The sequence below is a fragment of the Zavarzinia compransoris genome (assembly GCF_003173055.1).
Taxonomy (GTDB): domain Bacteria; phylum Pseudomonadota; class Alphaproteobacteria; order Zavarziniales; family Zavarziniaceae; genus Zavarzinia; species Zavarzinia compransoris.
Map to the genome: position 1 here is coordinate 352,781 of NZ_QGLF01000002.1, position 25,482 is coordinate 378,262.

Annotated in this window: 27 protein-coding genes and 1 tRNA gene; 14 read left to right on the forward strand and 14 right to left on the reverse strand. The window is 68.2% G+C overall.

Annotation, left to right across the window (positions count from 1 at the left end; genetic code table 11):
- Window position 1: 1 nt before the first annotated feature.
- The 9 genes from DKG75_RS07475 to DKG75_RS07515 all read right to left on the reverse strand — a co-directional run bounded on the left by DKG75_RS07475 (window position 2) and on the right by DKG75_RS07515 (window position 10,067).
- The gene (locus tag DKG75_RS07475) at window positions 2-817 is read right to left on the reverse strand and encodes a MinD/ParA family protein (RefSeq protein WP_109920464.1); all 816 of its coding nucleotides are present in this window, start codon (window positions 815-817) and stop codon (window positions 2-4) included.
- Window positions 814-1,923: a flagellar biosynthesis protein FlhF gene (locus tag DKG75_RS07480; protein ID WP_109920465.1), complete on the reverse strand. Its 1,110-nt coding sequence runs from the start codon at window positions 1,921-1,923 to the stop codon at window positions 814-816. The genes DKG75_RS07475 and DKG75_RS07480 overlap by 4 nt, the downstream gene beginning before the upstream one ends.
- Before the next feature lie 15 nt (window positions 1,924-1,938).
- Window positions 1,939-4,047, reverse strand: coding sequence for a flagellar biosynthesis protein FlhA (gene flhA, locus DKG75_RS07485; protein WP_109920466.1), 2,109 nt, complete (start codon window positions 4,045-4,047; stop codon window positions 1,939-1,941).
- Window positions 4,048-4,066: 19 nt separating this feature from the next.
- On the reverse strand, window positions 4,067-5,443 hold the full coding sequence (gene flbD, locus DKG75_RS07490) for a sigma-54-dependent transcriptional regulator FlbD (RefSeq protein WP_109920467.1): 1,377 nt from the start codon (window positions 5,441-5,443) through the stop codon (window positions 4,067-4,069).
- Between the two features lie 13 nt (window positions 5,444-5,456).
- Complete coding sequence (gene fliN, locus DKG75_RS07495) at window positions 5,457-5,786, reverse strand: flagellar motor switch protein FliN (RefSeq protein WP_109920468.1); 330 nt, start codon at window positions 5,784-5,786, stop codon at window positions 5,457-5,459.
- 18 nt (window positions 5,787-5,804) lie between these two features.
- Window positions 5,805-6,434, reverse strand: coding sequence for a FliH/SctL family protein (locus DKG75_RS07500; protein ID WP_109920469.1), 630 nt, complete (start codon window positions 6,432-6,434; stop codon window positions 5,805-5,807).
- A gap of 16 nt (window positions 6,435-6,450) precedes the next feature.
- Window positions 6,451-7,467 (reverse strand): flagellar motor switch protein FliG, encoded by a 1,017-nt coding sequence (gene fliG, locus DKG75_RS07505; protein ID WP_109920470.1) that lies wholly within the window; start codon window positions 7,465-7,467, stop codon window positions 6,451-6,453.
- Window position 7,468: 1 nt separating this feature from the next.
- Entirely contained in the window at window positions 7,469-9,139 is a 1,671-nt protein-coding gene (gene fliF / locus DKG75_RS07510; protein WP_109920471.1) for a flagellar basal-body MS-ring/collar protein FliF, read from the reverse strand.
- Window positions 9,140-9,269: 130 nt separating this feature from the next.
- Window positions 9,270-10,067, reverse strand: coding sequence for a crotonase/enoyl-CoA hydratase family protein (locus DKG75_RS07515; protein WP_109920472.1), 798 nt, complete (start codon window positions 10,065-10,067; stop codon window positions 9,270-9,272).
- A 173-nt stretch (window positions 10,068-10,240) separates the two neighbouring features.
- Here DKG75_RS07515 and ykgO point away from each other — a divergent pair, with 173 nt between their 5' ends.
- The 9 genes from ykgO to DKG75_RS07560 all read left to right on the forward strand — a co-directional run bounded on the left by ykgO (window position 10,241) and on the right by DKG75_RS07560 (window position 17,654).
- Window positions 10,241-10,366, forward strand: a complete 126-nt coding sequence (ykgO, locus tag DKG75_RS07520) for a type B 50S ribosomal protein L36 (RefSeq protein WP_109920473.1) — start codon at window positions 10,241-10,243, stop codon at window positions 10,364-10,366.
- Window positions 10,367-10,389: 23 nt separating this feature from the next.
- Window positions 10,390-10,992, forward strand: a complete 603-nt coding sequence (locus tag DKG75_RS07525) for an HAD family hydrolase (RefSeq protein ID WP_208112048.1) — start codon at window positions 10,390-10,392, stop codon at window positions 10,990-10,992.
- Between the two features lie 27 nt (window positions 10,993-11,019).
- Window positions 11,020-12,057, forward strand: a complete 1,038-nt coding sequence (locus DKG75_RS07530; RefSeq protein ID WP_109920474.1) for a CorA family divalent cation transporter — start codon at window positions 11,020-11,022, stop codon at window positions 12,055-12,057.
- A 114-nt stretch (window positions 12,058-12,171) separates the two neighbouring features.
- A complete protein-coding gene (locus DKG75_RS07535; RefSeq protein ID WP_109920475.1) occupies window positions 12,172-12,804 on the forward strand; it encodes a TetR/AcrR family transcriptional regulator in 633 nt (210 codons plus the stop codon).
- Window positions 12,805-12,955: 151 nt separating this feature from the next.
- Window positions 12,956-13,996 carry a rod shape-determining protein gene (locus tag DKG75_RS07540; protein ID WP_109920476.1) on the forward strand — a complete coding sequence of 347 codons (1,041 nt, stop codon included), beginning with the start codon at window positions 12,956-12,958 and terminating at the stop codon, window positions 13,994-13,996.
- Window positions 13,997-14,055: 59 nt separating this feature from the next.
- Entirely contained in the window at window positions 14,056-15,039 is a 984-nt protein-coding gene (gene mreC, locus DKG75_RS07545) for a rod shape-determining protein MreC (protein WP_133636920.1), read from the forward strand.
- A gap of 8 nt (window positions 15,040-15,047) precedes the next feature.
- Entirely contained in the window at window positions 15,048-15,572 is a 525-nt protein-coding gene (gene mreD / locus DKG75_RS07550; RefSeq protein ID WP_109920478.1) for a rod shape-determining protein MreD, read from the forward strand.
- Window positions 15,569-17,479 (forward strand): penicillin-binding protein 2, encoded by a 1,911-nt coding sequence (gene mrdA / locus DKG75_RS07555; RefSeq protein ID WP_109920479.1) that lies wholly within the window; start codon window positions 15,569-15,571, stop codon window positions 17,477-17,479. The genes mreD and mrdA overlap by 4 nt, the downstream gene beginning before the upstream one ends.
- Window positions 17,480-17,578: 99 nt before the next feature.
- Window positions 17,579-17,654, forward strand: a tRNA-Lys gene (locus DKG75_RS07560).
- 183 nt (window positions 17,655-17,837) lie between these two features.
- On the opposite strand, the gene DKG75_RS07565 is transcribed toward DKG75_RS07560, so the two are convergent.
- From DKG75_RS07565 to DKG75_RS07580, 4 genes are all read right to left on the reverse strand, one after another.
- The gene (locus DKG75_RS07565) at window positions 17,838-18,134 is read right to left on the reverse strand and encodes an addiction module antidote protein (protein WP_109920480.1); all 297 of its coding nucleotides are present in this window, start codon (window positions 18,132-18,134) and stop codon (window positions 17,838-17,840) included.
- A 10-nt stretch (window positions 18,135-18,144) separates the two neighbouring features.
- Window positions 18,145-18,462: a type II toxin-antitoxin system RelE/ParE family toxin gene (locus DKG75_RS07570; RefSeq protein ID WP_109920481.1), complete on the reverse strand. Its 318-nt coding sequence runs from the start codon at window positions 18,460-18,462 to the stop codon at window positions 18,145-18,147.
- Between the two features lie 240 nt (window positions 18,463-18,702).
- The gene (bfr, locus tag DKG75_RS07575) at window positions 18,703-19,179 is read right to left on the reverse strand and encodes a bacterioferritin (protein WP_109920482.1); all 477 of its coding nucleotides are present in this window, start codon (window positions 19,177-19,179) and stop codon (window positions 18,703-18,705) included.
- Window positions 19,180-19,344: 165 nt separating this feature from the next.
- Window positions 19,345-19,662 (reverse strand): (2Fe-2S)-binding protein, encoded by a 318-nt coding sequence (locus DKG75_RS07580; protein WP_342352180.1) that lies wholly within the window; start codon window positions 19,660-19,662, stop codon window positions 19,345-19,347.
- Between the two features lie 125 nt (window positions 19,663-19,787).
- Between DKG75_RS07580 and DKG75_RS22955 the strand changes: the two genes are divergently transcribed.
- From DKG75_RS22955 to DKG75_RS07600, 5 genes are all read left to right on the forward strand, one after another.
- Window positions 19,788-19,961, forward strand: coding sequence for a hypothetical protein (locus DKG75_RS22955; RefSeq protein ID WP_166646459.1), 174 nt, complete (start codon window positions 19,788-19,790; stop codon window positions 19,959-19,961).
- Between the two features lie 288 nt (window positions 19,962-20,249).
- The gene (locus tag DKG75_RS07585; protein WP_109920484.1) at window positions 20,250-20,696 is read left to right on the forward strand and encodes an RrF2 family transcriptional regulator; all 447 of its coding nucleotides are present in this window, start codon (window positions 20,250-20,252) and stop codon (window positions 20,694-20,696) included.
- A gap of 98 nt (window positions 20,697-20,794) precedes the next feature.
- Window positions 20,795-21,844, forward strand: coding sequence for a sulfate ABC transporter substrate-binding protein (locus tag DKG75_RS07590; RefSeq protein WP_109920485.1), 1,050 nt, complete (start codon window positions 20,795-20,797; stop codon window positions 21,842-21,844).
- Window positions 21,845-22,001: 157 nt separating this feature from the next.
- A complete protein-coding gene (locus tag DKG75_RS07595) occupies window positions 22,002-22,910 on the forward strand; it encodes a heme-dependent oxidative N-demethylase family protein (RefSeq protein WP_243746516.1) in 909 nt (302 codons plus the stop codon).
- 117 nt (window positions 22,911-23,027) lie between these two features.
- Complete coding sequence (locus DKG75_RS07600; RefSeq protein WP_109920486.1) at window positions 23,028-24,221, forward strand: YbfB/YjiJ family MFS transporter; 1,194 nt, start codon at window positions 23,028-23,030, stop codon at window positions 24,219-24,221.
- 11 nt (window positions 24,222-24,232) lie between these two features.
- Here the strand turns inward: DKG75_RS07600 and DKG75_RS07605 are convergent, their stop codons facing one another.
- Window positions 24,233-25,396 carry an MFS transporter gene (locus DKG75_RS07605; RefSeq protein ID WP_109920487.1) on the reverse strand — a complete coding sequence of 388 codons (1,164 nt, stop codon included), beginning with the start codon at window positions 25,394-25,396 and terminating at the stop codon, window positions 24,233-24,235.
- Between the last annotated feature and the right edge of the window lie 86 nt (window positions 25,397-25,482).

Genomic DNA, 25,482 nt, shown 5'->3' on the forward strand with positions numbered 1-25,482 from the left:
CTCAGGAACTGGGCTTCAGCAGGCTGGCCGCCAGGGCTTCGACATCGCCGGCGGCATCGGCATGGGGGTGGCGCACCAGGAACGGGGTCTGGTAGCGGATGGCGTCCTTCACCTTGTTGTCGCGGCGGATGATGCCGGCGAGCGGGGGCGAGAATTTGAGGAAACTCTCGCAGGCGCGTTTCAGCGTCGCATAGGTGCGCTCGCCCTCGGCCTTGGACGAGGCCATGTTGACCACGACCTGAAGGTCGGGGCGCGGCACCAGCCGGCCGGCGACCTTGATGAAGGCATAGGCATCGGTCAGCGAGGTCGGCTCGTCGGTCGCGACCACCAGCACCCGGCCGCCGGTGGAGGCCAGGATGAGCTGGGTCGAATCGATGCCGGCGCCGATATCGACGATCACCTGGTCATAGCGCGGCGAAAGCTCGATCACGCCCTGGCGCAGCGCCGAAACCTCCTGCCGGGTGAGGGAGGAGAGGGCGCCCGAGCCCGACTTGCCGGCGACGACGTCGAAGCCCGTGGCCCCGACATGGGTGACCGCCGCGCCCAGATCGGTGCCCGAGGCGATGACGCCGCCGAGATCCTGTTCCGGCATCAGGCCCAGTTGAATGTCGACATTGGCAAGGCCGAGGTCGCCGTCGAACAGCAGCACGCGCTTGCCCGCCTTCGCCATGGCATGGGCGAGGGTGATGGCCAGCCAGGTCTTGCCGACGCCGCCCTTGCCCGAGGCGATGGCCGTGATGCGCCGGGGGTCGGGGCGGCGCTGGCTCTGCGCCGCGCCGAAGCCGGGGTTCAGGGCCACGATGGACTCGGTACTCATTGGGCGGCCTCCTCGTAGGTCGGGTCGGCTTCGATGTGGTCGTAATCCTGCATGATCAGGCGGGCCAGTTCGGCGGCATCCAGGGGCCGCAGGCCCTGGCCGACGAAGGGGCTGGCGCTGACCTCGGCCAGCGCGAGGCCGCCGGCCTCGGCCGCCGCGATCAGGCTGCCCAGGCGGCGGGTGGCGTCCAGCCGGGTGACGATGAAACGCCGGGCGCCCAGGCGGGAAAAGGCGCGGGCGGTATCCATGGCGTCATGGGCGTCGATGCCGGCGGCAAGCACGACCACCGGCTCGACATCGGCGGCGGCCAGCAGGCGGGTGAGTTGCACCATGTCACTCTCGTCGAAGGGGTTGACGCCGGCGGTGTCGATCACGGCGCGGCGGCTGCGCGGGCCGCCGTGCTCGCTCTTCGCCAGTTCGGCGGGGTTGGCGGCCAGGCCGAGCGGCTGGTTCATGGCCCGGAGATAGGCTTCGAGCTGGGCCGTGGCGCCGGCCTTCAGCGTATCCGTGGTGACGACGCGCAGCGGCGTGCCGGCGGCGGCGGCGCGGGCCGCGATCTTCGCCGTCGCCACCGTCTTGCCGACGCCGGGCGTGCCGACCAGCATGATCGACCGCTGCGGCTGATCGGCCAGCGGGGCGAAGCGCATCATGGCCGACAGGGCATGGGCGAGGGCGTCCGACGGGCTGGCGCCGTCGAAGGCGGCGGCGGCCTTGACCAGCCGGTCGCTCTGGCGTTTCGGCGTGCGGTGGAAATCGAGGGCGCGGCGGATCTGGCGCGAGAAGGCGTCGCGGGCGCGGGCCTCCGCCGGGGGCGTGCGCGCCGGCTCGTTGATCTGGGCCAGGCGGGCGGCGAGCAGGGCCTCGATCGGGTCGTCGGCCAGCAGGCGGCCGGCGAAGGGATCGGGGCGGCGGTCGATGGCGTCGCGCCGGTCGGGCACGGGCGGCGGGTTTTCCGGGGCGGGGGCGGCCTCGATCGCGGCCACCACCTCGACCATGCCGCGGGCGGCCCGGCGCGACGACACGATGATGGCATCGGGCCCCAGCGCCTTGCGGATTTCCGCCATGGCCTCCGCCATCGAGGCGGCATGGAAGGTGCGCAGCCGCACGTCTCACTCTCCCCGTCAGATCTGGCCCAGCGTGCGGATGCGCGCACGGGGGTGGATCTCATTCTGCGACATGACGACCGTCTGCGGCCGGAACCGTTCGATGATCGAGCGGACATAGGGCCTGATCGCCGGGCTGGTCAGCAGCACCGGCAGTTCGCCGTCGGCGCCGATCCGGTCGAAGGCCTGTTTCACCGCCTGGATGAATTGCTGCAAGCGGCTGGGCGCCAGCGTCAGCTGCTTTTCCTCGCCCGGGCCGATCAGGGCCTCCGCGAAGGCCTGTTCCCAGTCGGGCGACAGCGGCAGCAGCGGAATATAGCCCCCGGCGCCGGTATTCGAGAAGGAGATCTGGCGCGCCAGCCGGCTGCGCACATGCTCGGTGATGATCATGACGTTCTGGCTGTAACCGACCGCTTCGCCGATGCCCTCCAGGATGGTCGGCAGGTCGCGGATCGAGATCCGTTCCGAGAGCAGCTGTTGCAGCACGCGCTGGACGCCGGCCAGGGTGAAGCGGCTGGGGATCAGGTCGGCCACCAGTTTCTGCTGCGGCTTCGGCAATTCGTCCAGGAGCTTCTGGGTCTCGGCATAGGACAGCAGTTCCGCCATGTTGTCCTTCACCATCTCGGTCAGATGGGTGCTGATCACGGTGGCGGGATCGACCACGGTCAGGCCGCGGAACTGGGCTTCCTCACGCAAGGACGGGTCGATCCAGGTCGCCGCCAGGCCGAAGGTGGGTTCGACCGTGGGTTCGCCCGGCAGGCTGACCGCATCGCCCCGGGGGTCCATGGCCAGCAGCATGTGCGGGCGGATGTCGCCCTTGCCGGCCTCCATCTCCTTCAGGCGCAGGACATAGGTATTGGGCGGCAGCGAGACATTGTCGAGAATGCGCACCGAGGGCATGACGAAGCCCATCTCGGCCGCGATCTGCCGGCGCAGCGCCTTGATCTGGTCGGTGATGCGGGTGCCCGTCGCGTCGTTGATCAGCGGGATCAGGCCGTAGCCGAGTTCGAGGCGGATGCTGTCGATGGCCAGCGCGGCCGAGATCGGTTCCTCCGCCGGCACGGCGCGGCGCTGCTCGGCTTCGGTGCGGGCAGTCGCGGCTTCGGCGTCGCCGGTCTGCTTGCGCTCGATCCGATAGGCGGCATAGCCGGCGCCGGCGGCCAGGATCAGGAACGGCGGCGCCGGCATGCCCGGCAGCAGGGCGAGCACGAAGGCCAGCGCCGAGGCCATGCCCATGGCCCGGGCGGAACCGCCCAGCTGGCCGAAGAAGGCTTTGTCGGCGGTGCCGCGCGTGCCGCCCTTGGTCACCATCAGGCCGGCGGCGGTCGAGACGATCAGGGCCGGGAACTGCGAGACCAGGCCGTCGCCGACGGTCAGGGTCGAATAGGTGCGCATGGCGTCGCCGGCCGACATGCCTTCCTGCATGGTGCCGATGATGATGCCGCCGATCAGGTTGATCGCGGTGATCAGCAGGCCGGCGATGGCGTCGCCGCGGACGAATTTGGCGGCACCGTCCATGGCGCCGAAGAAGGTCGATTCCTGTTCCAGCTCGCTGCGCCGCTTGCGCGCCTCGTCCTCGGTCAGCAGGCCGGCGGAAAGGTCGGCGTCGATCGCCATCTGCTTGCCGGGCATGGCGTCCAGGGTGAAACGCGCCGCGACCTCGGCGATGCGGCCCGAGCCCTTGGTGATGACGACGAAGTTCACGATCACCAGGATGGCGAAGACGATGATGCCGATCAGGAAGTTGCCGCCCATGATGAGGTCGCCGAAAGCGGCGATGACATCGCCCGCGGCATGCGTCCCCTCGTGGCCGAATTCGAGGATCAGCCGGGTCGAGGCAAGGTTCAGCGCCAGCCGCAGCATGGTGGCGATCAGGAGAACGGTCGGGAAGGCGCTGAAGTCGAGCGGTTTCTCGATGAACAGGGACGTCATCAGGATCAGCACGGACAGCGTGATCGACAGCGCCAGCGAAATGTCCAGCAGCCAGCCGGGCATCGGGAAGATCAGCACCGTCAGGATGATGATGACGCCCATCGCCAGCAGCACGTCGCCGCTGCGCAGCGCCGCCTGCAAGCGCCCGAGCAGGGCGCCGGCGTCGAAGCCGTTGGACTTGGTGCCGTCGCTCATGTCTTGCCCGCCCGTGCCGTCAGACGCCCTGGCGCGCTTCGCCCGGCAGGGGCACGGTCACGCCCTCGTCGGTATATTGCTTCAGCTTGTTGCGCAGGGTGCGGATCGAGATGCCGAGGATATTGGCGGCATGGGTGCGGTTGCCCAGGCAATGGTCCAGGGTGTCCAGGATCAGGTCGCGCTCGACGTCGGCGACCGTGCGCCCGACCAGGCCGCGGGGACCGGCCCCGGCCCCGGCCGCGGCGGCCAGCGAGGCGACGGGACCGGCGGCGACCGGCGCCATGTCGGCCGGGCGCGAGCCGTCGGGCAGGACCACGGCCGCGGGCTCGATGGTGGTGCCGGGCGACAGCAGCACGGCGCGGTGCATGGTGTTCTCCAGCTCGCGCACATTGCCCCGCCAGCTGTAACCGACCAGGACCTTGCGGGCATCGTCCGAGATCACCTTGGGGCCGGTCGCGTTCAGTTCCGCATATTTGCGGGCGAAATGGTCGGCCAGCAGCAGGACGTCGGCCGGGCGCCGGCGCAAGGGCGGCAGCTTCAGGTTGACGACGTTCAGGCGGAACAGCAGGTCTTCGCGGAAGCTGCCCTTCTTAACCTCTTCCGCGAGGTCGCGGTTCGAGGTGGCGATGACCCTGATGTCCACCTTCACCGGCTTGGTGCCGCCCACCCGGTCGATCTCGCGCTCCTGGATCGCGCGCAGCAGCTTCGCCTGGAGCCGCACGTCCATTTCCGAGATTTCGTCGAGCAGCAGGGTGCCGCCGTTCGCTTCCTCGAACTTGCCGATGCGCCGGGCCACGGCGCCGGTGAAGGCGCCCTTCTCATGGCCGAACAATTCGCTTTCCAGCAGGTTTTCCGGGATCGCCGCGCAATTCACCGAGACGAAGGGTGCATTGGCCCGCCGGCTCTTGCGGTGGACGAAGCGGGCCATCACTTCCTTGCCGGTGCCGCTTTCGCCGGTGATCAGGATCGAGGCTTCGCTGGGCGCCACCTGTTCGGCCAGGCGCACCACTTCCGCCATGGCGGGGTCGCGGTAGAGGAGATTGTGGCTTTCCTCGGCCACGGCTTCGAGCACGGCGGCGATCAATTCCGGTTCCGGCGGCAGGGGGACATATTCCTTGGCCCCGGCGCGGATGGCCTGGACCGCGGCGCGGGTGTCGGAGCCGATGCCGCAGGCGACGACGGGGACATGGATGTGCTCGGCGGCCAGGGCCTGGATCAGGCTGGCGATATCGAGGCGGACGTCGACCATCAGGAGATCGGCGCCGCGCCCGGCACGCAGCGCGTTCAGGGCCCCTTCGACCGAATCCGCATGCGCCACCTTGGCGCCCCGCTGCATCGCGATCTTCGAGGCGGCGCCGAATTCACCGGACAGGGAACCGACAATCATCAACCGCATGTTCCGATACTCCTCAGCGCCGGTCGCCCTTGATGATCTCGGTCATGGTGATGCCGAGACGGTCCTCGACCACCACCACCTCGCCGCGCGCCACCAGCCTGTTGTTCACATAGATGTCGATCGCCTCGCCCACCTTGCGGTCCAGCTCGATCACCGCGCCCTTGCCGATGCGCAGCAACTGGCTGACCTGGAGCCGGGACTTGCCGAGCACGGCGGAGACCGAGACCGGGATGTCGAACACGGCTTCGAGGTCCTGGGCGGCGCGGGTGATCTCGCCGTCCTCGGCCGTCTGGCCCTGGGCGGCTTGCAGTTCCTCGAAGTTCAGGTCGCGGTCGGCGGGCATGGCGGGATCCTGGCGGTCTCAGCGCTGTTGGGCGGTGACATAGCGGTCGACGGCCGAGGCGACCGCCTCGGCCAGGGCGGCGCCATCCCGCAGGATGCCGCCGTTGGTCCATTCGATGTTGACGTCGCCGGGGGCGAGCTGCGCATCGCCCAGCACCACCACCTGGCCGGGGAAGGCCCGGGCCTCCGCCTGGGCCAGGAAACGGGCGCGGGCCTCGTCCAGCAGGCTGTCGGCGACATGGATCACCACGCGCGGCTCGTCCTTGAGGTCGGTCAGGCAGTCGGCGACCATGGCGTCCATCTCGGCCAGCGGCAGGCGCGCGGTCAGGGCCTCGCACAGGCGCCGGGCGACGGCATGGCCAAGGCTGGCGGCATCGGCGCGCAGCCGCGCTTCCGATGCGGCCAGCTGGTCGCGCAGGGCCGAAAGCGCCGCCCCCAGCCGCTCCTCCGCCTCGGCCAGGCGGGCGTCGTTGTCGGCCGCCTGTTCGGCGCGGCCGGCGGCCATCCCCTCGGCATGGGCGGCGGCGCGGGCGGCGTTCAGGTCGTCCAGGCTGAAGGTCGGCGGCGGCGGGGCCGCGGTCTTCTTCGGCCGCGCCGGATTGGGATTGAAATCCGTGTCGAAGGTGAATTTCACCGGGTCCCGGTTCATGCGCGTCTTCCCCGGCTCAATAGATCAGCTCGTCGTCGCCCTTGTTCTCGGCAAGGACGATCTGACCCTGGGCGGCGAGTTCCTTGGCGCTCTGCACCATCTGCATCTGCGCCTCGTCGACGTCGCGCAGCCGGACCGGCCCCATCTGCTCCATCTCCTCGCGCAGCAGCTTGGCCGCGCGTTCCGACATGTTGGAGAAGAACATGTCGCGCAGCGTGTCCGACGCGCCCTTGAGGGCCAGCGCAAGGCGGCTCTTCTCGATCGCGCGCATCAGCACCTGCACGCCGTTCGGGTCGAGCTTCTGCAAGTCCTCGAAGGTGAACATCAGCGCCTTGATCTTGTCGGCACTCTCGCGGTTGCGCTCCTCCAGGGCGGTGATGAATTTCGCCTCGGTGCCGCGGTCCAGGTTGTTGAAGATCTCGGCGATCAGTTCGTGGGCGTCGCGCCGGGCCGTGCGGGCGAGGTTCGACATGAATTCGGTGCGCAGCGTCTGCTCGACCTTGTCCAGCACTTCCTTCTGCACCGATTCCATGCGCAGCATGCGGTTGACGACTTCGAGGGCGAAATCCTCGGGCAGGTTGGCGAGCACGCGGGCGGCGTGTTCCGGCTTGATCTTGGACAGGACGACGGCGACGGTCTGGGGATATTCGTTCTTCAGGTAGGCGGCCAGGACCTGCTCGTTCACATTGCCGAGCTTGTCCCACATGGTGCGGCCGGCGGGGCCGCGGATCTCTTCCATGATCTGGGTGACGCGGTCGCCGGGCAGCGACTTGGACAGCAGGCGTTCCGTCGATTCGAAGGAACCGATCAGGTTGCCGGACGTGGTCATCTGCGAGGCGAATTCGATGAACACGCGCTCGACCATATTGGCGTTGATCCGGCCGAGCGTCGCCATGGCGGACGAGATTTCCTTGATCTCGTCGTCGTCCATCAGGCGCCACAGGGGCGCGCCGTGATCCTCGCCGAGCGCGAGCATGAGAACGGCGGCCTTCTCGGGGCCGCTCAGGGGGCGGGTGTCGTCCTTGGCGGCCATGTCACTGCTCCCGATACATCCAGTTGCGCATGATCGCGATCGCCTCTTCCGGGTGGCGCTGGACGATCTCGCCGACCTTCTTCAGGCTCGACGCCTTCACCCGGCCCTCGATATTGGCGATGTCGACCATCTGCTCGAACTCGTCCTCGGCCGTGGCGGCGCCGGCCGGGCCGGCCAGCATCGGGCGGCCGTCCGGGCCGGGCAGGGCGGCCTGGCCGGGCATGGCCCCCGGCATTCCCGCCAGGGCGCCGGCGCCGGCCAGCGCCGGGGTCGCCCCCGGCACCGGGCCCAGCAGGCGGGCGACCAGCGGCCGGATGACGAAGAGGGTGAGCAGCAGGGCAACGAGGCCGAGGATCGCGATCTCGCCGATCTTGAAATAGTCGGCCTTGGTCATGCCGAGGAAGCCGGCGTCGCCCGTGCCGCCGTCCGCCGGCAGGCTGGTGTCGACGAAGGGCAGGTTGACGACGCGGACCTGGTCGCCGCGCTGCTGGTCGAAGCCGATGGCGGATTTGACCAGGGTTTCCAGCTGTTCCAGTTCCTGCTGGCTGCGCGGCTGGTAGCTGCGGCTGCCGTCGGCCTGGGCCTGATAGGTGCCGTCGACCAGGATGGCGACGGAAATCCGCTTCACCCGGCCGCCTTCCTGCATCGTGGTCTGCTGGGTGCGGGAGATTTCGTAGTTGGTCGTCTCCTCGCTGCGGTCGGCGGAGGAGGACTGGCCGGCGCCGCCGCCCTGGTTCTGGCCGCCCGGCAGGTTGCCCTGGACGGTGACCGGGCCGTTGCCGCCCTCGGTGTTGCGCGAGCGGTCGGTGACGGTCTGGGTGGAGCGCACCACCTGGCCGTCCGGATCATAGGTTTCGGTCTGGGTGGTGACGCGGTCGTAGTCGAGTTCGGCCGTCACCTCGGCGCGGACCTTGTCGGCCCCGACCGACGACGCGATCAATTGTTCGAGCGAGCGGCGCAGGCGCGCTTCGTATTCCCGGGTCTTGGTGGCGGCGGCCTGGGCCGGATCGGCGGCCAGCGCATCGCCGTTGCCGGCGGCCAGCAGGTTGCCCCGGTCGTCGACGATCGAGACCCGCTCCGGCTTCAGGCCGGGCACGGCGGCGGCGGTCAATTGCTGGATGGCGCGGACCTGGGCGCCGTCCAGGCTGCCCGAGCGCAGCTTCAGGACGATCGAGGCGGAGGGCGGCTCGGTCTCGCGGGCGAAGAGCTGGCGCTGCGGCAGCACGAGGTGGACGCGGGCGGCGGCGATCCGGTCGATCGAGCCGATGGAGCGGGCGATCTCGCCCTCGAGCGCGCGGAGATGGTTGATGTTCTGGACGAAGCTGGTGGTGCCGATGGCATCGCCGCGGTCGAAGATCTCGTAGCCCATGGAGCCGCCGGCGGGCATGCCGCTTTCGGCCATGGTCATGCGCAGGCGGGCGACCTGGTCCTCGGGCACCATGATGCGGGTGCCGTCGGCGGACAATTGGTAGGGGACCTTCAGTTCCTCCAGCTTCTGGACGATCTGGCCTGAGTCGGCGAGGGCGAGGTCGCCGTAGAGCAAGGCATAGGACGGTGCCGTCATACGGTTGGCGGCAAAGGCGAGGAAGGCGACCACGGCCACGGTCACGCCGCCCAGCGCCAGCAGGCGGCGCAGGCCCAGCGCCCTCAATCGCGTCAGCAACTCGTTCATGGCGTCCCCGGTGAAAGTCTGCCCGGCCCCGCCGGCGCGCGACCGGACGAGGTGGGGGCCGCGGCCCCCTCGGCAATAATTTCCCAGTTTCTGCTGAACAAGTGATTAACGAGAGGGCCCCGATCCCGGCTCAACGCCCGCGATAGGCGGGCGGGCGCTTCTCCCGGAACGAGGCGACGCCTTCCGCCGCATCTTCGGTCGCGGCGAGGCGGGCGGTGATTGCGGAGAGGTCGCCGATCGCCGCCTTCGGCCCTTCCATCAGGGCGAGGCGGGCATTGGCGAGGCTGGCCTGCACGGCCAGCGGCGCCTGGGCCGCGATGCGGCGGGCGATCGCCAGGGCTGCCGCATATTCCTCGCCTGCGGGCACGATCTCCTGCACGAAGCCATAGGCCTTGGCGGTTTCGGCGTCGAAATCGTCGCCGGTCAGGATCAGCTTCATGGCATTGCCCCAGCCGGCGCGCTGGGCCATGCGGATGGTGGCGCCGCCATAGGCCATGATGCCGCGCTTCACTTCCAATTGGGCGAAGCGGCTGTCGCTGGCGGCGACCGCGACATCGGCGGCGAGAATCAGTTCGATGCCGATGGTAAAGCAGATGCCGGCGGTCGCGACCACCACCGGTTTCGAGGCGCGCCGGCCGTGCAGGCCCAGGGGATCGACCTTGTCGGCCGGGAACAGGGCCTCGCCGCTTTGCTGATAGGCCGCCATCTTCGGCAGGTCCAGGCCGCCGGTGAAATGGCCGCCCGCCGCATGCAGCAGGGCGACGCGAGCATCGTCCCGCTCCTCGAAGGCGGTATAGGCGTCGGCCAGTTCGATCAGCATCTTCGGGGTGAAGCCGTTCCGCTTCTCCGCCCGGTCGATGCAGATGGCGAAGACGCCGCCGTCCAGCAGGGTCGTCGTGATCTGTCCGTCCTCGTGACGCTCGCTCATCCTCTCGCCGCTCCTCATTATTCTTATGGGGTGGCTATGGGCCCATAGGGCGGGCGCGGATGCAAGCTGCGACGTTGACAGAAGGGGGGCGCATCAGTATGGTCCGCCCTCACTTTGCGGCGCCTTTGGGGCGCCCGTCTCGTTTCAGGGCCCCCGGGGCCGGGTTGGTTGTCATGAAGATCGTCAATTCGCTGAAGTCGCTGAAGACCCGTCACCGTGACTGCCGCGTGATCCGCCGCCGCGGCCGCGTCTACGTCATCAACAAGACCCAGCGCCGCTACAAGGCCCGCCAGGGCTGAGTCCGGCGCCCGGGCGCAGTACCTTGTCCGCGGTCGTCTTCGATCTCGGCAAGGTCCTGATCGACTGGGACCCGCGCTATCTCTACCGCCGGCACTTCGGTGCCGATGTCGCGGCGATGGAAGAGTTCCTCTCCTCCGTCTGCACCATGGCCTGGCACACCCGCTGCGATGCGGGCGTCCCCATGGTCGAGAATGTCCGCAGCCTCGCGGCGCGCCATCCCGACAAGGCCGGCCTGATCGAAGCCTGGGAACGGGAATGGCCGGCCATGTTCGCCGGCCCGATCGCGGGCACCGTCGCCCTGCTCGAACGGCTCGACGCCCGGGGCGTGCCGCTTTACGCCATCACCAACTACCCGGCCGACAAATGGGCCGAGGGGCTGGCGCAATTCCCCTTCCTTGCCCGCTTCCGGGATATTCTCGTCTCCGGCATCGAGAAACTGGCCAAGCCCGATCCGGCGATCTTCGATCTCGCCATCCGGCGCTTCGGCCTCCTGCCCGGGCAGAGCCTGTTCATCGACGACCTGGCCGCCAATGTCGCCGCGGCGGCAGAGGCCGGCTTCCAGGTCCATCATTTCAAGGGGCCGGCCGGGCTCGAAGCCGATCTTTCCGCGCGCGGCCTTCTCTGAGCCGCGGCGGCAGGGCACAATCCGGCCATGGATACGCCCGCCCCTCATCCCGATACCACCGAGCCGCCGCGCCGCCGGGTCACCGCCTATGCCCCGGTCGACGGCGCCGTGGTGCCGCTCGGCCTCGTGCCCGGGGCGGAACGGCCGCCGGGCCTGATCTGGATCGACATGGTCGCGCCCTCGGCGGCGGACCGGCAGCAGGTGGAAGCCTGGACCGGCCTGACGCTGCCCTCGGCCGCGGCGATGCGCGACATCGCCGCCAGCCAGCGCTTCCGCCGCCGGGGCCAGCGCCTGCGCCTGATCCTGCCGGTGATCGAACTGGACGGCATGGGCCAGTTCTCGGTCCAGCCCGCCGCCTTCATCCTGACCGAGGACCTGCTGATCACGCTCCGCGAGGGCGAGCCGAACGCCTTCCGCCAGTTCGCCGACGACCTGGTGGAGCGCGACCCGGGCGAATTGATCTCGGGCGAGGATATGCTGGTCGGCCTGCTCGAAGCGGCAATCGACCATATGGCCGATCTTCTCGAACAGACCGGGCGGGAACTGGCGCCCCTGTCGCGCCGGGTCTTCACCGCGACCGGCAGCCTGACCGGCCAGGGCCGCCGGCTGGACCGGCACCTGCAGGTGATCCTGCGCCAGGTCGGCAAGCTGGGCGACCGGGTGGCGGTCATGCTCTATGCCATCGGCTGGCTCGACCCCCTGCCGGAATTCCTGGCCGACCTGTCGCACCACGCCTTCTCGGCCGAGCAATTACGCCGCATCGACCTGATGGACCGCGACCTCGCCGGCCTCGAACGGACGGCGGACCATACCCTGTCCCGGGTGCAGATCCTGCTCGATGCCACCATGGGCACGATTTCCATGCGCCAGACCGCGATCAACAAGGTGATGTCGATCGCCGCCACCATATTCCTGCCGCCCACCCTGATCGGCACGATCTACGGCATGAATTTCCAGGCCATGCCGGAATTGGGCTGGCCCTGGGGCTATCCGCTCGCCCTTCTGGCCATGGTGGTCTCGGGCGTCGCGCCCTATCTGTTCATCAAGTGGCGCGGCTGGCTCTGACTCTCCCATCTCCGACCCCCCGTTTCAGGGGTGCCGATTCTCAGAACCGGAATTGCCTTCGGCTTTCGACGCGTTACTCTCATCGCTAATGACAATCTTGTGAGGACGCTTGGGATGACCCTGGCCAGTTCCGGCGGGGCGCGCCGGCCGCGGCAGCGCCGCTCCGCCATCACCCGCGACCGGGTGGCGCAGGTGGCGCTCGGCCTGTTCAATGCCCAGGGCTATACGCCGGTCACCACCAATGCGATCGCCGAGGCCTGCGGCATTTCGACGGGCAGTCTCTACTACCACTTCCGCCATCGGGAAGACGTGCTCTGGTACCTGTTCCAGCGGGTCGAGGCGCGGGTGCGCGGCCTTTTCATCGACTCGCCGTTCAAGGATACGGGGCTGGCGCTGCTGCGCCGGCAATTGGTCGCGGTGGCCGAAATCCTGACCGAATACCGCTTCTTCTTTCCCGACCAGACCGCGATCCTGCGCCGGGACGAGCGGGTGGCGGCCGCCTTTCTCGGCCTCCAGACCGATGTGGTCGGGGCGATGCGCGGGCAATTGGCCGGCTGGCTGCGGCCTGCGCACCAGGGCGACCGCCTGGTGCCGCCGGATGCGGAGGGGCTGGCCCGGGCGCTGTGGCTGATGATGACCAATTGGGTGACCTACCTCCATTCCCGCGGCGAATCCGTCGAAACCGCCGCGGTGGCGGGGGCGGTGCCGGTGGCGCTCGCCCTGCTCGATCCTTATATTCCGCTCTGAGGCGTCCTTGGCCGCCGGGTCGCGGTAGCCAATGGTGCGGCAACGCAAGATTCGGCGTTGAGCCGCGGCGCATGAGTCTTTAAACAAGGGCGCAAGCTAGGCGGCGGGCTCCCATGCGCATTTCCCCGCCCCCCACCGGAGTGCACTTTCGATGTTTTCGAAGATGCTCGGCGTTTTGTCCGCCGACATGGCAATCGACCTTGGTACCGCCAATACGCTCGTCTATGTGAAGGGTCGCGGCATCGTCCTGAACGAGCCCTCCGTCGTCGCCATGGTCAGCAACCGCGGCAAGAAGCAGGTGCTGGCGGTCGGCGACGAAGCCAAGATGATGCTGGGCCGCACCCCCGGCAATATCGAGGCGATCCGCCCCTTGCGCGATGGCGTCATCGCCGACTTCGAAGTGGCGGAAGAAATGATCAAGCATTTCATCCGCAAGGTTCATAACCGCCGCTCCTTCGCCTCGCCGCAGATCGTGGTCTGCGTGCCGTCGGGCTCGACCGCGGTCGAGCGCCGCGCGATCCAGGAATCGGCGGAAAGCGCCGGCGCCCGCAAGGTCTACCTGATCGAGGAGCCGATGGCGGCGGCGATCGGCGCCAACCTGCCGGTGACCGAGCCGACCGGCAGCATGGTGGTCGACATCGGCGGCGGCACCACGGAAGTGGCCGTGCTCTCGCTCGGCGGCATCGTCTATTCCCGCTCGGTCCGCGTCGGCGGCGACAAGATGGACGAGGCGATCATCGCCTATATCCGCCGCAACCATAACCTCCTGGTCGGCGAAGCCTCGGCCGAGCGGATCAAGAAGGAAATCGGCTCCGCCTGCCCGCCGGAAGACGGCCACGGCATGACCATGGAGATCAAGGGCCGCGACCTGATGAACGGCGTGCCCAAGGAATTGATCATCAGCCAGCGCCAGATTTCCGAAAGCCTGGCCGAACCGGTTTCCGCCATCGTCGAGGCGGTGAAGGTCGCCCTCGAGCATACGGCGCCCGAACTTGCCGCCGATATCGTCGACAAGGGGATCGTGCTGACCGGCGGTGGTGCCCTGCTCGGCAATCTCGACCTGGTGTTGCGCCATGCCACCGGCCTGCCGGTCTCGATCGCCGACGATCCGCTGACCTGTGTCGCCAAAGGCACCGGGCGGGCGCTGGAGGACATGAAGAACTTGCGCCATGTCCTGACGCAGGCTTACTAATTTCAGATCGTCCACAGGCATTCCCGAGACCGACTCAGGGTCTTCGACGGGGGCAGGTCGTGCGTCAGCCACAGCCCAGGGCCAATATCTTCACGGCACCGGTGAAAGTGCTGGCGCAGCGCTTCGCCTTTTTGGCGCTGCTGGTGCTGTCCGCCGGCCTGATCATCCTGGGCAAGGTCGATTCCCTGTTCATCGAGCGCGGGCGCGCCGTCGTCGTCGACCTGATGGCGCCGGTGCTCGACATTGCCGCGCAGCCGCTCTCGACCTTGAAGCAGGGGGTGGCCACGGTTGACGGCTGGTTCAACCTGAATGCCGAGAACCGGGCGCTGCGCGAAGAGAACGAGCGCCTGCGCGCCTGGGCCTCGACCGCGCGGCGCCTGGCGATCGAGAATGCCACCTATCGCGAATTGCTCCATGTCCGGGCCGAGCCGGAGGCGCGTTTCGTCACCGCCCGCATCATCGCCGAGGGTGGCGGGCCTTTCGTCCGCACCGTCGTCGTCGATGCCGGCAGCGATGCGGGCGTGAAGGCCGGGCAGATCGGCCTGTCGGGCACCGGCGTCGTCGGCCGGGTGCTGGCGGCGGGGGTGCTGTCGTCGCGCCTGCTGCTGCTCACCGACCTGAACAGCCGGGTCCCCGTCGCCCTCGAGGGGGCGGGGGCGCGCGGCGTTCTCGAGGGCGACAATTCGGCCCTGCCGCGGCTTTCCTATCTCCCGGCGGGGATCCGCGTCCATCCGGGGGACCGGGTGGTGACCTCGGGCATCGGCGGCATGTTCCCGCCCGGCCTGCCGGTCGGCGCGGTCGAGACGGTCGCCAACGGCATCGTCCGCGTGCGGCCCTGGGTCCGCTTCGACAAGCTCGACTTCATCAAGATCGTCGAATACGACGCCGAGCCGGGGGTGATCCCCGATCCGGTGCCGCCCGCGGGCGCGCCGCTGCCGGCCCTGAATGCGCCGCCCGCGCCCGTTGCCGCGGCGCCGGCCGCTGCGGCCCCTGTCGCCGCCGCGCCGGTCCCGGCGGCGAAACCGGCCGCCGGCGGCCAATAGGCCCGGCCGTGACCGAACCCTGGTCCCGCCGCCTGCTGGCCAGCCTGGTCATGCTGGTGCCGCCGCTCGTCGGCCTCGTCTGCGTGCTGATCGGGGTGGCGCCCTCGGGCATCAGCGGCATCGATTCGGCCGGGCCGGCGCTGACCCTGATGCTGGTCTATTTCTGGACCATCTTTCAGCCCCATCTCCTGCCGCCGCCCGCGGTCTTCATCATCGGGCTGCTGCAGGACACCTTGTCGGGGGCGCCGATCGGGCTCGGCACCCTGGTCCTGCTCGGGGTGCAGCAATTTGTCGCCCACGAGCGCCGGGTCTTCACCGCGCGCACCTTCGGCATCGCTTGGTTCGGCTTCGGCATGGTCGCCATCGCGGCGACGGCCTGCGGCTGGCTGCTCGGCACGCTGCATGCCGGGCGGATGATGGAACTGCGGCCCTTCGCCATGCAGGTCCTGTTCTCGATCACGCTCTATCCGGTGGTAAGCTGGGTGTTCGGCCAGATCGTGCGCGGCCTGAAGTCGCTGGAGGCGTTCCGGTGAGCAACGAAAAGAACGACAATCTCCGGGCCAAGCTGTTCACCCGCCGGGCCCTGTTCCTGGCCGGCGGGCAATTGGCCCTGCTCGGCGTCCTGGCCGGGCGCATGTACCAGCTCCAGGTCGTCGACGGCGACAAATACCAGACCCTGGCCGAGGACAACCGTATCAACCTGCGCCTGCTGGCGCCGGCGCGCGGCCGCATTCTCGACCGTTTCGGCAAGGAACTGGCGACCGGGCGGCAGAATTTCCGCGTCGTCCTGATTCGCGAGCAATCCGACGACGTCGACGCGACGCTGGCCGGCCTCAACGCCATCGTGCCCATCCCCGAGCATCAGTTGCGCCGGGTGCGGCGCGAAATGGGCCGGGTGCGCGCCTTCATGCCGGTGACCGTGCTCGAAAACCTGGCGTGGGAAGAATTCGCCCGGGTCAATGTCCACAGCCCCGAGCTGCCGGGCATCCAGCCGGACGTGGGCGAGACCCGCTTCTATCCCTTCGGGCCCGAGCTTGCCCATGTCATCGGCTATGTCGCCTCCGTCTCGGAAAAGGATGTCGCCGAGGCCAGCGATCCGGTGCTGCAACTGCCCGGCTTCAAGATCGGCAAGAACGGCGTCGAGCGTACTTTCGACCGGGACCTGCGCGGCAAGGCCGGCGCTTCCCAGGTCGAGGTCAATGCCTTCGGCCGGATGATTCGCGAATTGTCGCGGGACGAGGGGCTGGCGGGGGCCGATGTCGTCCTGGCCCTGGACCTCGACCTGCAGCGCTTCGCCCACCAGCGCCTGGGCGAGGAAAGCGGCGCCGCCGTGGTCATGGATGTGCACACGGGCGAGGTCCTGGCCATGGCCTCGACCCCGGGCTTCGATCCGACCCCGTTCAATGTCGGCCTGTCCAAGACCGAATGGAATGCGCTGCGCAGCAACCCGCGCAATCCCCTGATCAACAAGCCGATCGCCGGGCAATATCCGCCCGGCTCCACCTTCAAGATGGTGGTCGGGCTGGCGGCGCTCGAAGCCGGGGTGATCCAGCCCGGCTATTCGGTGTTCTGCCCCGGCTCGATGCAATTGGGCACCCATACGTTCTATTGCTGGAAGAAGGGCGGCCACGGCAGCGTCGACGTCCAGGCGGCGCTGGAACAATCCTGCGACTGCTTCTTCTACGACGTCGCCCGCAAGCTGGGCATCGACCGGCTGGCCGAATTCTCCCGCAAGTTCGGCCTGGGCGAGCGCCTGGGCATCGAACTGCCGGGCGAGAAGCCGGGCCTGATGCCGACCACGGGGTGGAAGGAAAAGGCGCTGAAGAAACCCTGGCTTCAGGGCGAGACGGTGATCGCCGGCATCGGCCAGGGCTATGTCCTGGCGACGCCGCTGCAATTGGCGACCATGACCGCGCGCCTCGTCAACGGCGGGCGGGCGGTGGTGCCGCGCCTGGCCAAGGCCCCGCCCGGCAGCGCCGAGGCCGCGCCGTCCCTGAACATCGAGAAGCGCTGGCTGGATCTGATCGGCAGGGGCATGTTCCGGGTCATGAACACGCCCTCCGGCACCGCCTTCAAGTCGCGAATCACCGAGCCCGGCATGCAGATCGGCGGCAAGACCGGGACCAGCCAGGTGGTGCGCATCAGCCGGGCCGAGCGCCTGTCCGGCATCCGCCGCCGCGAAGAGGACAAGCCCTGGCACGAGCGCCATCATGCGCTCTTCGTCGGCTACGGCCCGGTGGACAACCCGCGCTATGCCTGCGCCGTGATCATCGAGCACGGCGGCGGCGGCGGCTCGGCGGCCGCCCCCGTCGCCTCCGCCATCCTGCGCGAGGCGATGCGACTCGACCCCCTGTCGCGCACAGCACTTGCCCCCGGCCCCGGCAGCCCCAAGGCCGAGGCGGGAACCGACGGGCCGGCCGACGGCAAGATCCGCGGCTGAAGACCCGCCGCCCGCCCGGCTTTGCAATTTTTTTGAAATGGACCCTCGACAAGCGGCCGGATGCTTAGTATAAGGCCGGCCTCGCGACGTTGAACGTCGGGGCTGTTAGCTCAGTTGGTAGAGCGGGTGACTCTTAATCACTAGGTCAAAGGTTCGAATCCTTTACAGCCCACCAAGTTTACCCAGCCCCGCAAGGCCCTGAATTCCGGGAGGTTTCAGGGACTTGCGGGGCTTCTCTTCGTCTATTTGACGGCGGGAACACAGGGCGAACGTTAGACTTGCCGGCCGGCGCTCGTTAGATTTTATTATTAATGAATGCTGATCGCCGATGCGTCATCCGTGCCGGCATTTCCCGACCCTATTCGGCGGCGGGCCGGAAGGAGAGGCGCAGGCCGAGGGAGCGGGCGATCTTCATCACGGTCGCCAGCGTTGGATTGCCCTCGCCCGACAGGGCGCGGTAGAGCCCTTCCCGGCTCATGCCGGTATCGCGGGCCAGCTGGCTCATGTTCCGGGCCCGTGCAACGGTGCCAAGGGCGCGGGTGACGAACGCGGGATCGTTGCCGGCTTCTTCCATGACGGCGTCGAGATATTCGACAATATCCGCCTCGGTCTTCAGGTAGTCGGCAGTGTCGTAGGGGGCGATCTTTTCGGCCATCTTGTTCTCCTCACGTCGATGTTTTCGGCGGTGCCGATGGTTCTTCCAGCCCGGCCGCCAACGCCTTTGCTTGCCGGATATCCCGATCCTGAGAACTCTTGTCGCCGCCGCACAGCAGGACGATGACCAATTGTCCGCGCTGGACGTAATAGACGCGGTACCCAGGTCCATAGTGGATCCGCATCTCGGACACGCCATCGCCGACCGGCACCACATCGCCGGGGTTGCCGGCGGCGAGCCGATCGATGCGCGCCCCGATGCGTGCCAGGGCGCGCCGATCCCGCAGGGCAGCCAGCCAAGTGTCGAATGTCTCTGTGCGGAAGATCATCGCGTGTCAACTAAATCTGACACCTGATGCTATGTCAATTGCAATTGACACCTTCCCCATCGCCGCCCAACGGGTGGGGTCGATCCTTCGGATCTGTTCGCGTCCCTGACAGCGGAATCCCCGGGGGTTCGTCCGGGGACATTGCTTTTGAAGACCGCAAGGGCATGAATGAAAATTGCCGCCGCCCCCGTGCCGCCGGACGGCAAAGGCCCCGCCGGAGCGGGGCCCCTTCGACGGCCGTCAGCTCGGCTCGCCGATCTGGCTTTGCAGGAAGTTCTGCAGGCCGACTTTCTCGATCAGCTCGATCTGGGTTTCCAGATAGTCGATGTGTTCCTCGGTATCGTCCAGGATCTCGCGCAGCAGGTCGCGCGAGACATAGTCATGCACCGTCTCGCACGCCTCGATCGCCTTCAGCAGGACGGCGTGGCCGCGCTGTTCGACGGCAAGGTCGGCGGAAAGCCCCTCCGGCACGGTTTCGCCGATGCCGAGTTTGTGCAGGTCCTGAAGATTGGGCAGGCCTTCCAGCAACAGCACGCGCTTGATCAGCTTGTCGGCGTGCTTCATTTCTTCGATGGATTCTTTGTATTCGTGCTTGGCCAGCTTCTCGAAGCCCCAATTCTCGTAAATACGAGCATGCAGGAAGTATTGATTCACCGCCGTCAGCTCGTTCGTCAGGACTTCGTTCAAATATTTGATGACGGTGCGGTCGCCCTTCATCGAATTCTCCTTTGATTCTGCGACGGATTCGCATTATCCAATGCAATTCCGCTATCGATAGCCAAGTATTGCATTTGGCCGGCGCAGATTCAATTCAATAGGAGAGGGTCGCTGTCCCCCGATATGAGGGCAGCGTCTTGAAGATACCGGTCCGATGGCGGGGGATTATTCCGCGGCCACCAGGAAATGCGGCGCCTGGGTGGCGCAGGCGGCGGCATTGCCGCAGGCATCGCGATGCCGGCAGGCTGTGATCAGGGCTTTCACTTCACCCACGCATTTGCCGCACTGGGGGCGGCAATCCAGATCGCGAAAGACGGCGGCGGTGGTGCGGGCGCCATCGGCGATGGCCTGATTCACGGAGCGGCGGTTCAGCCCATTGCAGTTGCAGACATACATGATGCTGTGCCTGTCCTCTGTCTCGCCGCCCTGTCGCGCCGTCACTGCGACGCGCTTGCACTTGCATATAGCGTGGCCGGGGCGCATTGTCGAGGTATATGCGACTGGTTCGCATTTGCGGGCGGAAACAGCGTGTTCACGGGAACGGCGCCTCGACCGCGACGCGACAATGCCCGGGGCCGGTCCGCCGGCGAAGGGTTGAGGGGCCTGCGATGTTCATGTGGCAATCCGGTGCGACGCGTCTGTCGCTGACAGCCCTGGTGCGGCGGTTCGCCCGTATCCTGAAAGGGCAGCCGGTGGCCCGGGCCGCGGCGCCTGCCGATGCCCGCCCGCCGCGGCCGGCGGAAAAGCCCGTCCCGCGCACCCCCCCCGACGCCAAGGACTGAGCGAAACGGGTTTCGCCTTGCCGCCTTCGCGTGGGATATTTGAACATAAAAATTATGTATAAAATATAATTTCCTCGACATTTCGTGCGGCCGGCTGAAATATATCTGTGAATAAGAGTTATTCAACGGAAATTTGCCGTGCAATATGGTCGCCTCAGCCCGTGGCAGCGCATCGAGAATATTCTGGGTCTCCTCGCCTTCGGGGGCGCGGCGGCTCTGGTCATGTCCCTGGTGCTCGGGGTTCGGTAAGGCCGCGGCGGGGCTGTCCGGCCTGACGCGGCGGCGCCCATGATCTCCCAGAAAGCCAAATATGCCTTCAAGGCCTTGATCTTTCTGTCCGGCCGGGCCGAGGCGACGGTTTCCATCGACGACATAGCCCAAAGCACCGGGGCGCCGCGCAAATTCCTCGAACATATCCTGCTCGACCTGAAGGCCGGCGGCATGGTCGCCAGCCGGCGCGGACGGAACGGCGGCTATGGCCTGGCAAAGCCGGCCGGCAGCATTTCGATCGGCGCCGTGCTGCGCGCCATCGACGGGCCGATCGCGCCCCTGTCGTGCATTTCCGTGAACAATTACCGCCGCTGCGACGATTGCGCGGACGAGGCGACCTGCGTCGTCCGCCCTTTGTTCATCGATGCCTATTATGTCCTGCTGCAAGTGATGGATGCGACCACGCTGGCCGATACCCTGAAGCCCGACCGCATGCGTGTTAAACATGTATTTAGTGTGTTATAATTTAATTTCCACAAAGATGCGTTGACAAAGGCGACGGCTTGAGTCGTGATTTGTATATTGGTTCAAGCGAGGAGGCCCCGCTGGGGGCGGAGGACACCATGTTCGAGAACAAGACTTTTGGCCGTGCCCTGCTGGGGCGGACGCGCCGGGCGGTGGGGGCCCTGGCGATCGCGGCGCTTGCCGCCACCCTGCCGGGGGCGGTCGCGCAGGCGGACACCACCCTGCTGAACGTGTCGTATGATCCGACCCGCGAGCTTTACAAGGACTTCAACGAAGCCTTCATCGCCTATTACAAGGCGGAAACCGGCGAGACCCTGACCATCCAGACCTCGCACGGCGGCTCGGGCAAGCAGGCCCGCTCGGTCATCGACGGCCTCGAGGCCGACGTGGTGACCCTGGCGCTCGCCTCCGACATCGACGCCATCGCCGACAAGGGCCTGGTGCCGCTGGACTGGCAGAAGCGCCTGGCCGACAACAGCTCGCCCTATATCTCGACCATCGTGTTCCTGGTCCGCAAGGGCAACCCGAAGAACATCAAGGACTGGGGCGACCTGGTGAATGACGGCGTCGAGGTGATCACGCCGAACCCGAAGACTTCGGGTGGGGCGCGCTGGAATTACCTGGCGGCCTGGGCCTATGCCCTGAAGCACAACAACAACGACCCGGAAAAGGCGAAGGAATTCGTCGCCAAGCTGTTCGCCCATGTCCCGGTGCTGGACACGGGCGCCCGCGGTTCGACCACCACCTTCGTCCAGCGCGGCATCGGCGACGTGCTGCTGGCCTGGGAAAACGAAGCCTTCCTGGCGCTGAAGGAACTGGGCGCGGACCAGTTCGAGATCGTCGTGCCCTCGCTCTCGATCCTGGCCGAACCGCCGGTGACCGTGGTCGACAAGGTGGTCGACAAGCGCGGCACCCGCAAGCAGGCCGAAGCCTACCTGAACTTCCTCTATTCGAAGGCGGGCCAGGAACTGGCGGCCAAGTGGTTCTACCGTCCGCGCGACCCGGAAGTGGCGGCGAAGTATAAGGACGCCTTCCCGAGCCTCGAACTCGTCACCATCGACGATGCGGCCTTCGGCGGCTGGCGCAAGGCCCAGAAGGAACACTTCGGCGACGGCGGCGTCTTCGACCAGATCTACAAGCCGAAGTAAGCAAGCCGGTCTTCACGGCCCAGGGCGGGCGCCGCGCGGGAAACCGCTCGGCGCCCGCTTCCTTTTGACACCCCCGTTGCCTTTTGTCCCCGAAGTGTAAGAGGCTGGCCCGATCACTGTTTGCCGTCGCGCCGGCGTTCTTCGTGCGGGGGTTCCCTTGATTCCCTATGTTCCCTTCTCGTCCGGGCCCTATCGCATCCAGATGGGGCTGGCCGGCCTCGACCTTGGCGACTGGATCCAGATCGACGGCCATTACGCCGCCGAAATGGCCGAGAAGCAGCGCCTGCTGACCGATCGCCACGAGGCCGTCTTCGGGGCCCTGCCGGGGTCGGAGGCCATGGGGGCGGAGGTTCTGGCGCTGCTGGTCGGACACCTGCCCCGGCGCTACGGCGAGCGTTTCACGGTCGAGGGCGACGACGAGGCGATGATCGAGCGGGAAACCGGCCGCCGGGTCGCGCTCCGCGACCTTGGCCTGCACCCGCTGGACCGGGCGGGGCGCCTGGTGCAGGAAGATCTCTGCCTCATGGCATCGGCCGCCGAGGGGGAGCCTTACCGCCTGGTCGCCGCCTCGCTGTGCTTTCCCTCGCGCTGGGCCCTGGCGGACAAGCTGGGCCGGCCGCTCAGCGCCATCCACGGCCCGGTCCCCGCCTATGAGGACAAGCTGGCCGGGGCGATGGACCGGTTCTTCGCCCTGCTGAAGGCGGATCGGCCGGTCTGGCGCACCAATTGGTCGATCCACGACGATCCGGCCCTGTTCCAGCCCTCGGCCCACGGCAACCGGCCGCTGGACCCGCCGCTTTCCGCCGGCGATGCGGGGGGGCGGATGTTCCTGCGCTCGGAACGCCAGACCCTGCGCCGCCTGCCGGTGACGGGCGCCATCCTCTTCACCATCCGCACCTATCAGTGCCGGCTGGATGCGGTCGCGGCCGAGCCGGCGCGGGCCGCGATCCTGGCCGATGCCCTGGACGCCATGCCGCCCGAAACCCTGGCCTACAAGGGCCTGACCGGGCATCGCCCGGCCGTCGTCGCCTATCTGCGGGCCGCCGCCGCCGTCGCCGGCGCATAGGCCCCCGCGGCTGGCGAATGGCCCCGGGCCTTGCCGTGCCCTGCGTTCCGGCCGACCTTGTTGCCCGATGAACGAGCGGCCGGCGGCATCGACCCCGGCCCGGCACGGGGGTTCGGGATGGGCGGCACGACACCGGCAGCGGTGCCCGGCACGGCGGCATTCGCGCATGACCTGCGCCTGGTGCTGGCGCTGGCCATGGCTTCCGCCATTGCCCTGGGCGTCTCGCGCTTCGCCTATGCCCTGATCCTGCCCGACATGCGCGACGATCTCGGCTGGAGCTATGCCCTGGCCGGCTGGCTGAACGCCAGCAATGCCATCGGCTATCTGCTGGGCGCCCTGGTCGCGCCCCGGGCGATCGTGGCGCGCGGCGCCTTCGGCATGACGGTGGCGGGGGCGGTCGCCTGCGCCCTGGGCGTGCTGGCCTGCGCCCTGGTCCGGGATGCCGTGCTGCTGAACGGGGCGCGGCTGCTGTCCGGCCTCGGCGGGGCCTTCGCCTTCGTCGGCGGCGGCGTGCTCGCCGCCGGCATCGCCCAGCGCCACGGCCGGCGCGGGATCCTGCTGCTCGGGATCTTCTATGCCGGGCCGGGGCTCGGGATCATCCTGTCGGGCCTGATCGTGCCTGTGCTGCTGTCGCTCGGGCGGGGCGGCTGGCAATGGGCCTGGGTGGCGCTCGCCCTGCTCTGCCTGCCCATGATCGCGGCCCTGGCCGCGGCGAAACGGGCCGGCGGCGGCCAGGCGACGCTCGCCGGCGGCCGCGCCCGGCTCCTGCCCATGCTGCCCATGCTGGCGGGCTATTTCTGCTTCGGGGCGGGCTATATCGCCTATATGACCTTCATGTTCGCCTTCGTGCGCGGGCAGGGGGCGGGGCTCGGCTTCCAGGTCGGCTTCTGGCTGGCGATCGGGGCGGGCATGCTGCTTTCGCCCTTCCTGTGGTCGGGGCTGCTGGCGCGCCTGCGCCATGGGTTCGGCTTCGCCGGGATGAATGCGGTCACCGGCCTCGGTGCCCTGCTGCCCCTGCTGGTCGGGGGGCCGCTGGCCCTGGTGCTGTCCGGCCTCTGCTTCGGCAGTGCGATCATGACCGTGGTCGCCACCACCACCCAATTCGTCCGCCGCAACCTGCCGCCCGCCGCCATCACCGCCGGGATCGGCGCCTTCACCATCGCCTTCGGTCTCGGGCAAAGCCTGGGGCCGGTGCTGTCGGGCGCGGTGACCGATGCGCTGGGGACGGTGTCGGCCGGGCTCTGGGGATCGGCCTTGGCCCTGTTCGGCGCGGTCGCGCTGGGGCTGGCCCAGCGCGATTTGCGGTCCTGAGACGGTTCCCGTCAGGCGGCCCGCCGGTCCAGGCGGCCGCTCCACAGCGTCAGGCCAAGGGCGAGGGCGACGAGCAGGGCGCCCACCGCCGGCGTCAACCCGAGGCCGAGCGCACTGTCCACCACCCGCCCGCCGACCCAGGCCCCGACCGCGATGCCGAGGTTGAAGGCGGCGATATTGAAGGCGGAGGCGACGTCGACCGCACCCGGCCGATGCCGTTTCGCCAGCTGCACGACATAGATCTGCAAGCCCGGGACATTGGCGAAGGACAGGAAGCCGAGCGCCGCCAGGGTGACGAGGGCCGGGACCGGCGACACCGCCGTGAAGGTGAACAGCAGCAATACCGCCGCCTGGACGACGAACAGCAGGGTCAGGGCGCGCACCGGGTCGCGGTCGGCGATGCGCCCGCCGGCGATATTGCCCGCCGCGATGGCAAGGCCGTAGAGCACCAGGATGAGGCTGACGGCGCCTTCGCCGAAACCGGTCACCTGTTGCAGGATGGGCGAGAGATAGGTGAAGGCGACGAAGGTGCCGCCATAGCCGAGCGCGGTCATGCCGTAGACCAGCAGCAGCCGGCCGCTGCCGAGAACCCGGATCTGTTCGCGGAGCGGTGCCGCCGGGGGCGCCGCCAGGTGGCGCGGCAGCAGCGCGGCGATCCCGGCGAAGGCGACGAGGCCGAGCCCCGTCACCGCCCAGAAGGTCGACCGCCAGCCGAAGGCCTGGCCGATCCAGGTGCCGAGCGGCACGCCGGTGACGATGGCGACGGTCAGCCCCATGAACATCAAGGCGATCGCCGTCGCCCGGCGGTCCGGCGCGACGAGGTCGGCGGCAATGGTCGAGCCGACGGAAAAGAACACGCCATGGGCAAAGGCCGACAGCACGCGCGCGACCAGCAGGGTTTCAAAACCGGGGCTGAGCGCCGCCGCCGTATTGCCGGCGACGAAAAGCGCCATCAGGCCCAGCAGCAGGGCCTTGCGCGGGGCACGCCCGCTCAGGGCGGTGAGCACGGGGGCGCCGAAGGTCACCCCCAGGGCATAGACGGAGACGATCAGCCCGGCATCGGGCAGGCTGATCCCGAGATCGGCGGCGACCGTGGGCAACAGGCCGACGACGACGAATTCCGTCGTGCCGATGGCATAGGCGGCGATGGTCAGGGCGAATAGGGCGAGGGGCATGGCAAGCGGTTCCGAACGAATTCCGCGTTCAAGATGGCGCCGGCCCTATTCCCTGTACAATGAGTTCTAATTTACATTCATCCGTG